Below are 10,254 nucleotides of genomic sequence, written 5' to 3' on the forward strand. Positions count from 1 at the left end.
TCTCACCCATCCTGCAGGACCGCAGGTCGAAGCGGCCCGAGCAGGGGCCAGAACCGGTCGCAATCCATCTGCGGCATCGCAGGTCAACGGCGTACGAACACCGCAACATCAGCGCGGCCTCACATCCGCCGACCTGCCGCCGTCGCCCACCGGTCGGCGAGCAACTACTGGAAGGCGAACGCGGTCTGCGCATACGCCAGGGCCGCTCGCCGGTGGCCGCCTTACCTCGCCAGGTCCCCCAGGTTCAACTCGTTCGGGCATCGGTGTCCCGTCCGTATGCGCCTGAGAGAGTCAGCGTCAGTTCGCGCGCTCAGGGGCAGTTGTGGTTGTCCGAGTAGTCGTCGTCGAAGGGAACGAAAGTGGCGTCGGCCAGGGCCATGTTCAGCGCGTTCTCGGTGTGGGAGTCCCAGAGCCAGATGCGGTCGCCGTCGGGGCCGAAAGTCAGCACCGGCCAGGTGAGCGGGACGGCTCCGCCGTAGGCGGCACCCGGAAGTCCCCGTTCGGGGTGCGCTACGGCTTCCACGGGCTTGACGCAGACGAGAGTGGGGCGGAGGCCGTAGTAGGAGGAGGGTTGCTGGTAGTGGGCAACGCTGCTCTCGGCGTCCAGGGCCGCCAAGGGGTGTTTGATGACGAGGAACGGCACGAACGCTACGAACACGCCTATCAGCAGTCCGATGCTGGCCGCTGAGACGATCCTGCTCACGTCCAGGCCGGTCGGATGTGCGTGTACCCGCCGGTTCCAGCCTGCCGAGGCAACGCCGAAAGCGCTGCAGCCCACGATACCCAGCACCGGCAGCGCTCCTGCCCACAAGCGGTCGGTCGCCCCGATGTGCACCGAGTCCGGAGGGATCCCGAACGTACCGATGTACCGATCCTGGACAAGGGTGCCGATCCAGGTGACCAGCGGTAGCAGGAGCGGGGACGCGAGCGGCAGAGCCCAGATGACGGCCCTTCGGGCAGGGGAGCCGCGCAGGGCAGCCCGGATGCCCGCCACCAGCCATGCCGCGCCGAACAGGAGGGTGACGAACCACCCGCAGAACTGCCAAGCGCCGTGGGCCTCCAGGGCCAGCGCAGCCGCCGAGAAGGCCAGCCCATTCCCGATGTTCACGAGAATCACGTTGGCCCGGACATCGGCGGAGGCACGGGCGGGGTCGAGGGTGACGCGGGACGAGCCGTCGGAGTGACCGGCCAGAACCCTGGCCCGCAGATCGGCCAGCGCACCCCCGCGGCCACGGTGTTCGGCGGCCCGGATGACCCTGCCGGGATGCGCGGGCCCGGAGGTGGTGCGCACGCGCCACGCGGTGTACGGCTCGGGCTCGTGCTCCAGGAGGACCGCGTCGCGCGCCCACATTTTCAGCGACGCGGCCACCGCCAGACGGTCGACGTGGCCCAGCGCCCGCTCGATCGCGCCGTCCCGCGACCCGGGCAGCCGTACCTCCACCACCCGAGCTGTTCGCCCGGGCGGGCAGCCGACCCGCTCGCGTTCCTCCGCGGGACGCACCGGCCACATGTTGGCAGTGAACAATTCCTCGGCCAGGGCTATCTCGTTGCTGTCGTCGGCGATCTCGACCAGGACCACGACACGGCGGTCGAATGACAAGCCGGCGCCGAGACGTACTCCCTCCATCCTGGTGGAACTCCAACCGTCGGGGGTGTCAGGGCTGTTGGGTGCCCGAGGCGTGGCGCGATCGTCAGAACCATTTGGCGGCTGCACAGGGCTTACCTTGGACGAGTCGCGGGAACCGGGCAAGAGCGCTCGGGGACAGCGACATTCGGGCCCCCGATGCTTCCCGCTCGACTCGATCGATGGCCCGCGCGGCGCGTCCCACGGTTCCGTGGGACGGCTCCTACGGCGGCCCTCCGCCCAATTGCTCGGCCAGTACGACGACGGTGCCCGGGCCAGCAGCTGCTCACCTTCGTCCCCGGGTGCCGTACCCCTGCATCCGGTAGGAGGACCAGTCGATGAACCTCACCCTGAAGCGCCTGCTCGGCGCTACCGCGGCGGTGGCCACGGGCGCCACGGCCCTGCTCGGCACCGGCGCCGGCACCGCTGACGCCGCAGGCAGAGCGCATTGCGACCGCGCCGGTGCTCGGGCTGTATCCCGACCGGCTCAACCTGGGCCCGCTCTGGTACGGCCCACTCGGACTGCCAGCTGACACGCCGTCAGCGGCACGGTCGGCTCACGTTCCCCGCCGCGGGTACGGCAGGGCGGCCGACCGACGTGATCGAACGCGAGTATCTCCACAGGACAACCGCGTCTACGACCTGATCAACAAGCTTACAACGGGGGTCTTGTGCCGACTGGGCGCCGACGTGGTGATCGGCTGCCGAAAACCCGACTTCGCCCGAGGCGGTACGCGGTGTCGCCGCGGTCCCAGAGGTCATCGGTGGTGACGACCCCGTGTGCCCTGCAGAATTTACGGACGGGCCGCATCCTGGTCTTGACCCTCCGTCGACGTCGTCGGCGCGGAGGTCGCTGCGCACGACCGCCCTTGGTGATTCGTTCGCTCAATGCGGACTGGCGGTGTGCCCTCGGCTTCGCCGAAATCTCGCCCCGGCAAGAAGGCGGGCAGCTCTGGCGCGGGTTGCGCGCACGGTTCCCAGAGGCAATCGCCAGCCATAGCCAAGAACAGGACTTCTACTTCGGTGACGATTTCCTCCTGCGCCGGCACGACTATCACATTGATGTGGCGGGCAGAGTTCCGGTGGCGCAATATGTCCGCGATATTGTGGAGGCCGATGGGCTCCGCTTTCCGACCAAGCGCCGTGCATACGTGCGTGGCCCTGGCCTGAAACCGATTAGCGACCTGCTGCTGATCTCGCTCGACCTGAGTGATTTCCGGCTCGCGACGTAGCTCGTGGGTGCCGGAAACTCGGTCGGCCTTGCGACCTTCGCATATTCGTCCCGGAGCCGGCTGATCAGGTCCGCAACCTGGCCCGGCGCGTGCAGTGACGGCGGACGCCCGCCAGTCTTCGACAAGCAGGGTCCGCAAGCGTGGAAACTCGTCGAACGGTGTTTCACCGGCTCAAACAGTGGCGTGGCATCGCGACCCGGTACGACAAAACCCACGAGTTCTACACGCAGCCGTCACCCTCGCGTCGCTCCTGATGTGGACGTGACACTGTGATGACAAATCCTAGCTAGGGATGGTCGGTGCAGTACTGGAGTGCACCGCGACTTCCTCCGGTTGCACCTCGTGGCCCTGCTCGCAGGCCAGCCGCAGCGCGACCGGTGCATCGCATCCAGCGTGGCGCAGGACCAGTGGTGGCCCGTCCGGACGGGACAGGTGACGGTCGCCCCACTGCATCAGTGCCACGAGGATCGGCTGGAGTTCCACTCCGGCCTGGCTCAGAACGTATTCCTTCCGGCTGCGCTGGCCTGGCTCCTGGTACGTGCGCCGCTCAAGCAGGCCGGCTTCGACCAACTCGCGAAGCCGTGCCGCGGCGACAGCCTCGGTAATCCCGACGCGCCGTACGAAGTCGTCGAACCGTGTGGTTCCGTAGTGCGCTTCCCGCATGATGAGCATGGCCGACCGGGTGCCGAGGATCCGCAACGTCCGGTCGATCGAGCAGTCGTCCGCCACCCATTGCGTGCGATCGGCCAGAGCTCCCACAAGGCGCATATGCGTACTCCTCATCTCCTATCTGCCTCTCCCCCTGGCTCTAGGTTTGCATAGCCAGAGGGGCGATGTAGGCTACTGGCTACGGGAAACAAAAGTCAGGGTCCCCGACGACAGTCGCGCGCAGGCCACAGGCCGCCCTGGCACAACACTCCAGCCGTCCGCCCGGCGCCCTCCCCGAGCACGCGCACCATTCCCGGGGCGCCGTCACTCCGCTACCGAAGCCAGGTACGGCGGGCACGATTCGCAAAGAGGGCGAAGACCATGGCGAAGAACGATGACCGCCTCTTCCTGATCACCGGCGCCACTGGGAACACGGGGAAAACCACCGTTCAACTGCTTCTGGAACGAGGGCATCGGGTACGTGCTTTCGTGCACCAGGAGGACGACCGTTCGCGGCAGCTCGCTGCCGCAGGGGCCGAGATCGTCGTAGGTGACCTGCTCGACCTCCACGACGTGAGTGCCGCCCTACGAGGAGTGAGCGGAGCGTACTTCTGCTACCCGATCGCCCCGGGCCTGCTCGACGCCACGGTCACCTTCGCACAGGCGGCCACCGAGGCCGGCGTCCGATCGGTCGTCAACATGTCACAGATCTCCGCGCGCCGGGAAGCCGTCAGCAACCAAGCACGCCAGCACTGGCTCGGCGAGCGCCTGCTCGACCGCACCACGATGCTCACCGCGCATCTGCGCCCGACATTCTTCGCCGAATGGATCAGCTGGTGGTGGGGCCGCCGGGGAGACGAGGGCGTGCTCCGCCTTCCGTTCGGAAACGGCCGTCACGCTCCCGTCGCCGGGGTTGATCAGGCATATGTGATCGCCGCCATCCTCGAAAAGCCGGAGCCACACGATCGCCAGACCTATCCTCTGCACGGCCCGGTCGAGATGGACCATTACGGGATCGCCAAGGCGGTTTCCCGAGCACTCGGGATCCCCGTCACCTACGAACCCATCAGCGTCGAGGAGTTCGCGGACGGCTTGGCATCCCTGGGCACGCCGTCGCACCTGATCCAACACCTGAGCAATGTCGCCATCGACTACCAGCACGGAGTCTTCCAGGGCACGAACAACCTCATTGAGGTCATCGGCAGCCGCTCTCCCATGACCGTAGAGGAGTTCGTCATCGCAAGGAGGCAGGATTTCGATCACAACGGTTCGAACTTCGTGTCCGCGAAGCCGGCATCGGAAGGTTAATGACGGCGTATCACAACATCATGTTCCACGACTGAAGAGCACTCTGACGACAACTCCGCCCGACCCTGGTCCCGGTGGTATGACGCGCGAAGGCGCCCCCGGCCCAACGGCCGGGGGCGCCTCGCCTTTCTGTCTGCCCCGTCTGCCAGTTCAGGCCATCACGGCCCGCGGCTCGAGGAAGCCCTCGAGGCCGTAACTGCCGTACTCTCGGCCGATGCCCGACTGCTTGAACCCGCCGAAGGGAGACAGCGGGTCGTAACCGCCGTTGACCGACACCCGGCCCGCCTCGATCCGCGACGCGATCCGGTGCGCCCGCGCGGAGTCGGAGGAGAACACATAGCCGTGCAGGCCGTAGTCGGTATCGTTGGCGATCTCGACGGCATGGTCCTCGTTCTGGTAGGTGATGATCGAGAGCACCGGCCCGAAGATCTCCTCACGGGCGATCGTCATGTCGTTGGTGACGTCCGCGAAGACGGTGGGGCGCACGAAGTACCCGTCCCCAAGGCCCTCGGGACGGCCGGGGCCGCCGACCACCGGCCGGGCGCCCTCCTCGATACCGCGACGGATGTAGGACTGCACCCGCTCCCACTGCCGCTCGCTCACCATCGGACCGATCACGGTCGCCGGGTCACGCGGGTCGCCGACCGGGAAGTCGGCGATCTTCTCCTGGGCGATCGCGATCACCTCGTCAAGTCGGCTCTCCGGAACCAGGATCCGGGTGCCGGCGACACAGGCCTGGCTGCTGTTGGCGAAGCCGGCGAAGAACGCGCCGGTGACGGCCGCATCGAGATCGGCGTCGTCGAGGATGATCGACGGGGACTTGCCGCCGAGTTCCAGCGTCAGGCTCTTCAGCGTCTCGGCCGAGTCCCGGAAGATGACCTTGCCGACCGCGGTCGAGCCGGTGAAGGAGATCTTGGCGATATCAGGGTGCCGCGTGATCGAGGCCCCGGCGACCTGGCCGAGCCCGGTCACGATGTTGAAGACCCCCTTGGGCAGTCCGGCCTCGTGCAGCGCCTGGGTCATCACATGGGTCTGCGTCGCACTCATCTCGCTCGGCTTGACCACGACGGTGCAGCCGGCCGCCAGAGCGGTCGCAAGTTTGTCGGCGATGAAGAACACATCGGAGTTCCACGGCGTGACCAGGCCGGCAACGCCGACCGGCGCCATTTCGACCGTGGTCTTGCCGTTCTGCCGGATGAAGGCAAAGTTTTCCAAGGTGGCGATCATGTCGGCGAAGGCGCCGATGGCGCTGTCGACCATCCACTCGTTGCGCACCGGTGCGCCGTATTCCAGTCGGACCGCCTCGAGCAGGTCGTCCCGGCGAGCGGCGACCGAAGCCCGCAGCCGGCGCAGCGCCTCGATCCGCTGTTCCCTGGTCGTCGCGGACCAGGCCGGAAGGGCACGCTTGGCCGCCGCGACGGCCGCCTCGGTATCCACCTCGTCGGCGAGCCGGACCTGCCCGATCACCTTCCCGGTGGCGGGGTTGTACAGGTCCGCGAGTTCAGTGCCGTGCGGGGTGACGAACTCGCCGTCGATGTATATCTGGTTGATCAGGTCGTTCTGCACTGCATTCTCCATGAATGTCTTCGGGTCTTCGGCGTTTCAGATCTCGTCGAAGACGATCTCGACCAGCGGGCTGTGTGCGAACCACCCGTCGAAGTCCTGACGCCGGCCGGACCGGGCCGCGACCTCAGGCCGATCCTGCAGGTCGAGGACTGCGGTGATCACTCGCCGCCGGGTTCCCTCGTCGTCGACCGGCACCGCGGTCGCGGGCAGATCGGCCGTGACCCCGTGCTTGAGATGCACGGTGAATCGCGGATTGGCGCGCACATTCGCATACCAGCTACGAGGGGGGTAGGGCATCCCGGTCAGATACCAGTGACCGCCGACGCGGTGAAACCAGACCTCGATACGGCGGGGGACGCCGCTGCGTCGGCCTACTGTTGTGATATCGATAGTGCGCTCGGCATTCGAGGAGTCCGGCCCGATCTCAAGGGCCCGAATCACTGCGTCCTTCACGGTCAATTCCGCTCTCCTTTCCAATAAGTCCATGGAAACAAGCGCGCGGACGCCGGGCCAGCAAGATCCTCTCGATGTGTTGCACAATCCTCTTCGCCGCGGCGACTTTCACGGCAGCGCGGTGAAGGTGGTCCCGGCTCCCTCGCGAAGGCGCACCGCATCGACGCTCGGCGGAGCCCCGAACAACCGCCGGTACTCCCGGCTGAACTGGGACGGACTGTCGTAGCCGACCCGATGACCGACTCCGGTGACGTCGTACGGGCGGCTCGCCAGCAGCAGCCGCGCGGCCTGCAGCCGGATGTGTTTCTGGTACTGGATCGGGGTCATCGCCGTCACAGCCTGGAAGTTCCGGTGGAAGGCGGAGACGCTCATCCCGGAGAGCCGGGCCACTTCCTCGACCCGGAACGGCCGGTCGTAGTTCTCCCGGATCCATTGCACGGCGCGCCTGATATGCGTCAGGTTGCTGTCCGCCAGGCCGAGTTGACGGACCAGGTCACCCTGCTCCCCGGTCATCAACCGCCACAGGATCTCCCGCTTGACCAGCGGCGCCAGCACCTGCCGGTCTGCTGGCCGGTCCAGCAGGCGCAGCAGTCGCACAATGGCGTCCAGCAGCTCCCGCGGGGTGTCGCTGACGACGATCCCCGGTTGTGCGCTGTCTGCGGCTCGCGGCAGATCCCCCGGACCGGCCTCCAGCAGCAACTCCGCGATGACGGAGGGCTCCAGGGTCATCCCGAAGCCGAGCGCCGGGCGGCCCGGGGCGGCGTCCACGAAGTGCCCGGTAACCGGGAGGTCAACCGAGGCGACGAGGTACTGGCCAACCCTGTAGTCGTAGACCTGGTCCCCCAGCGCCAGCTGCTTGGCTCCCTGGACCACGACTGCCAGTACCGTCCCGGACATCGAGGGCCCCGACGAATCGGCCTGGTCTGTCCGGCAGATCCGGACGCCGTCGATGGCTGTGGTCAAATCGGGACGTACATGCCGTTCCAGCAGTTCACGAAGCTCGCGCAGAGACATACCCCAGTGCAACACGACGCGCTCGGAAACGCTTCCCCGCAAGAGGAATGTGCAAGGACCCGCGAGTTTTAGGCCACAACCTGGTCGATCTCCTCCCAAGAGGCCCCTGCCGCGATCCGCAACCGCCACCGCGGCAGAAGTCCGGACGCGGCCGACGCAGAGCGCACCGACCAGGCGCGAGCCTCTGCGGTAGAGGGCCACGAACGCCCGGTCCTCGATCGCCCCGCCGACGACCCGGATCTCAGGCATCCGGGTCGGGCCGGTACCTGTCGCTGCTGGAGCGTCGGCGGATTGTCGCGCTGCGTGAACGTGGCCTTACGGTCCGCGAGGTAGCCAGTCTGCTCGGCCTGGCACCGTCCACGGTCAGCCGGGAGTGGCTCCTCGCCACTCCGCCCGGCCCGGGCGTCCGCCTGGTCTGCCGCGGCCCGGCGAAGGTCGGCTACCCCGCCTACCGGCAGCGCCAGCAGGCTGGCACCACGAACACCATGCGACGGCGCTGACCCCGGAGGGCAAGAAGACCTTCGACAAGCGGCTGCCGAACACCGAATCGAAGCTCCGCGAGGTCTTTGCCAAGCTCCTGCATTGACGGGCACAGGCGAAAGAGTCGGCGTCGAACCGGCTGACGATCTTTCGGGGCCTGCGGACGCCTCTCCATATGGCACCGCTCACGATCACGCGGAAGGGAGCTGGTTCGCGCACCCATTCAGGATCCGGGTTGACGTGCGACCGGCCCGCCACAACGACAGTCGGCACGGTCTCATTGCCATCGTTGGCTGCCCTCACCGCTGCCGCCCCAGCCGGGTCACGCCAGATGTCGACCAAGTGCAACTGGCGGGCGCTTCGGCCCAACCGGATGCGCAGCCGGAGGCAGTACTTGCAGCCCGACCGCCAGAAGACGACTGGCCGGCCGTCGACCGCGCTGCGGCGTTGTGCCTCCAACGCGCCAATCGACCGCGGGAAAACCAGAGGCGAGTTCAGGCCTGCGAGCAGCACAAACACCAGCATGAGTGTTGCCTCGACTTTCGACGTTTTCGTTGCCCAGGTGCTTCGGCTGCTGCTGCTCGTCGGCGGCCAGGCGTCGAACCAAGTGGCCACGGCATGCGGTTTAAGCGACCAGGCGCACTTTAATCGCGAGTTCAAGGCGATGACCGGATCGTCCCCGGGCCGGTTCCTCGCCGACCGGATGGCCAATCCCGCTGGCCCGATGAGCTATGACCGGATGGCTGGGCAGGTCACAAGCGTCGTAATGGGTACCTGACATGACACCGCCCGCGTGACACAATCGCACAGGTTGCCCGCCCACCGTCGCCAGCGTGGGCCGGGCTGTACCGCAGGCACCGAGAGAGTGTCATCCGGTCGGGGGGGCTGGTCAGATGGGGGAAACGCCGCGAGAGGGACGTGCGGTGAAGCCAGACGGGCTGCGCGCCAAGGACGCCCTGGGGGGCGCGTGCTGACGGCACCGGCACCCGCCGTCGCGGATGCGGCCGGTGCGCTCTCGTGCACGGGCTCCTAGGGACCCGTTCTCCGTCCTGGGCCGGACTTGAGCCGCAGGTCTGTGGCGGTGGCCGTCCATACGGTCCATCTCACGTCACGGCCCGACCACTCCGCTGTCGTGCACCACACCACATCAGGCCGTCCAACGGTGGATCGGCCTCGGAAGGAACGGATATGTCTGTACGCAAGCGCACCGTGATCGCTGTCCTCGCCCTGGCAATCGGCTCAGGTCTGGCTCTCGGCCCGACCGCCTCGGCGACCGCCTCCCACGGCTACCTCGACGGGGCCGGTTCAACACTCACCGACGACTGGGGAGACGAGGGCACGCTGTCCACCACCTCCTATGCGCACAGCAATCTGGCCGCCGCATGGCAGGGCATACTGTACGCGGACGGGTACCTCAGCGCGTCCGGCATCGACTGCCGGTTCGGCACGGCCACGAAGAATGCCACCATCAAGTGGCAGAGGGCGCGGGGCCTCGTCGCCGACGGCAAGGTCGGCCCGAAGACCTTCGGGAAAGCCGACAACAAGCTCTACGCCAACGGCGGCAACGTCTGGTACGACGGCACCAAGCGGGATGTTGTACTCAGGCGGAAAAACGGCAACTACTACGTGTACGACGGGGCCTGGCATTTGGCCTCGTACACCAAGGCCACCCTCCCGCGCTGCAGGTGACGCCTGCCGCCTGACCAAGCACCGCACCACCGAATGACGGGGGCCCCACCTATCGGTGGGGCCTCGCACAGTGCGGCCGCTCGTCACGGCCAGGCCGTACGCCCCTGCGGCGTCGTGTCGCCGTACCGGGGTGTGTCAATTTAACGGCCCTGTCTCACTTTCGGTGGTGACGGAGCGTGCTGTTATCCGAGGAGGATGCGGTGCCGGAGCAGGGTGAAGCTTGCTCGTCCGTGCATCTGG

Annotated in this window: 10 protein-coding genes and 1 pseudogene; 5 read left to right on the forward strand and 6 right to left on the reverse strand. The window is 67.2% G+C overall.

What is annotated here, in order from left to right; genetic code table 11:
- Nucleotides 1-310: 310 nt before the first annotated feature.
- Nucleotides 311-1,627 carry a hypothetical protein gene (locus tag ABZ396_RS39770; protein ID WP_358925993.1) on the reverse strand — a complete coding sequence of 439 codons (1,317 nt, stop codon included), beginning with the start codon at nucleotides 1,625-1,627 and terminating at the stop codon, nucleotides 311-313.
- An 869-nt stretch (nucleotides 1,628-2,496) separates the two neighbouring features.
- Between ABZ396_RS39770 and ABZ396_RS39775 the strand changes: the two genes are divergently transcribed.
- Nucleotides 2,497-2,856, forward strand: coding sequence for a hypothetical protein (locus ABZ396_RS39775; RefSeq protein ID WP_358925992.1), 360 nt, complete (start codon nucleotides 2,497-2,499; stop codon nucleotides 2,854-2,856).
- Nucleotides 2,857-3,138: 282 nt separating this feature from the next.
- Here the strand turns inward: ABZ396_RS39775 and ABZ396_RS39780 are convergent, their stop codons facing one another.
- Complete coding sequence (locus ABZ396_RS39780; RefSeq protein ID WP_358925990.1) at nucleotides 3,139-3,624, reverse strand: helix-turn-helix domain-containing protein; 486 nt, start codon at nucleotides 3,622-3,624, stop codon at nucleotides 3,139-3,141.
- A 261-nt stretch (nucleotides 3,625-3,885) separates the two neighbouring features.
- Here ABZ396_RS39780 and ABZ396_RS39785 point away from each other — a divergent pair, with 261 nt between their 5' ends.
- Complete coding sequence (locus ABZ396_RS39785) at nucleotides 3,886-4,812, forward strand: NAD(P)H-binding protein (RefSeq protein WP_358925988.1); 927 nt, start codon at nucleotides 3,886-3,888, stop codon at nucleotides 4,810-4,812.
- A 150-nt stretch (nucleotides 4,813-4,962) separates the two neighbouring features.
- Here the strand turns inward: ABZ396_RS39785 and ABZ396_RS39790 are convergent, their stop codons facing one another.
- The 3 genes from ABZ396_RS39790 to ABZ396_RS39800 form a co-directional block, all read right to left on the reverse strand.
- Nucleotides 4,963-6,378, reverse strand: coding sequence for an aldehyde dehydrogenase family protein (locus ABZ396_RS39790; protein WP_358925986.1), 1,416 nt, complete (start codon nucleotides 6,376-6,378; stop codon nucleotides 4,963-4,965).
- A 36-nt stretch (nucleotides 6,379-6,414) separates the two neighbouring features.
- Entirely contained in the window at nucleotides 6,415-6,831 is a 417-nt protein-coding gene (locus tag ABZ396_RS39795; protein WP_358926022.1) for a nitroreductase family deazaflavin-dependent oxidoreductase, read from the reverse strand.
- 108 nt (nucleotides 6,832-6,939) lie between these two features.
- On the reverse strand, nucleotides 6,940-7,845 hold the full coding sequence (locus ABZ396_RS39800) for an AraC family transcriptional regulator (RefSeq protein ID WP_358925984.1): 906 nt from the start codon (nucleotides 7,843-7,845) through the stop codon (nucleotides 6,940-6,942).
- A 47-nt stretch (nucleotides 7,846-7,892) separates the two neighbouring features.
- On the opposite strand from ABZ396_RS39800, the gene ABZ396_RS39805 reads away from it, so the two are divergent.
- Complete coding sequence (locus ABZ396_RS39805) at nucleotides 7,893-8,345, forward strand: helix-turn-helix domain-containing protein (protein ID WP_358925983.1); 453 nt, start codon at nucleotides 7,893-7,895, stop codon at nucleotides 8,343-8,345.
- Nucleotides 8,346-8,535: 190 nt separating this feature from the next.
- On the opposite strand, the pseudogene ABZ396_RS39810 reads toward ABZ396_RS39805, so the two are convergent.
- Nucleotides 8,536-8,853 (reverse strand): annotated as a pseudogene (locus tag ABZ396_RS39810) (glutaredoxin domain-containing protein); the annotation flags it as partial.
- On the opposite strand from ABZ396_RS39810, the gene ABZ396_RS39815 reads away from it, so the two are divergent.
- Nucleotides 8,849-9,103, forward strand: a complete 255-nt coding sequence (locus ABZ396_RS39815; protein WP_358925981.1) for an AraC family transcriptional regulator — start codon at nucleotides 8,849-8,851, stop codon at nucleotides 9,101-9,103. The pseudogene ABZ396_RS39810 and the gene ABZ396_RS39815 sit on opposite strands and share 5 nt — an antisense overlap.
- Nucleotides 9,104-9,513: 410 nt before the next feature.
- Nucleotides 9,514-10,014, forward strand: coding sequence for a peptidoglycan-binding domain-containing protein (locus tag ABZ396_RS39820; RefSeq protein WP_358925979.1), 501 nt, complete (start codon nucleotides 9,514-9,516; stop codon nucleotides 10,012-10,014).
- The last annotated feature ends 240 nt before the right edge of the window (nucleotides 10,015-10,254 follow it).

Origin of the sequence: Streptomyces sp. NPDC005866, from assembly GCF_040629895.1 — a bacterium.
In the GTDB taxonomy this organism is placed as follows: domain Bacteria; phylum Actinomycetota; class Actinomycetes; order Streptomycetales; family Streptomycetaceae; genus Streptomyces.